The sequence below is a fragment of the Microbacterium sp. GbtcB4 genome, from assembly GCF_019091465.1.
Taxonomy (GTDB): domain Bacteria; phylum Actinomycetota; class Actinomycetes; order Actinomycetales; family Microbacteriaceae; genus Microbacterium; species Microbacterium paraoxydans.
The window spans coordinates 1-228 of the sequence record NZ_JAGXJJ010000845.1 but is presented as its reverse complement, the minus strand read 5'-3'; the positions used below and the strand labels follow the sequence as shown (position 1 = coordinate 228).

Genomic DNA, 228 nt, shown 5'->3' with positions numbered 1-228 from the left:
GCACACCGAACTCCGCGATCTCTACGCGTCAGCGAGTGTCGTGGTGTCCGCGACCCGCCCGATCCTGCACGCATCCGGGTTGACGGTCGCCCTCGTAGCGCTCGCCACCGCGCGTCCCGTGGTCGTCTCGGACACCCCGGTCATGCGTGACTACGTCTGCATCCGCACCGTCGCCCTCGTCCCGCCGGGGGTGGCGGAGGCTCTTGCGGGGGCGCTGGTCGTGGGACT

At 71.1% G+C, this 228-nt stretch carries 1 pseudogene; it reads left to right on the top strand.

Annotation, left to right across the window (positions count from 1 at the left end):
• Nucleotides 1-43 precede the first annotated feature (43 nt).
• Nucleotides 44-228 (top strand): annotated as a pseudogene (locus KVS71_RS19835) (hypothetical protein); the annotation flags it as partial.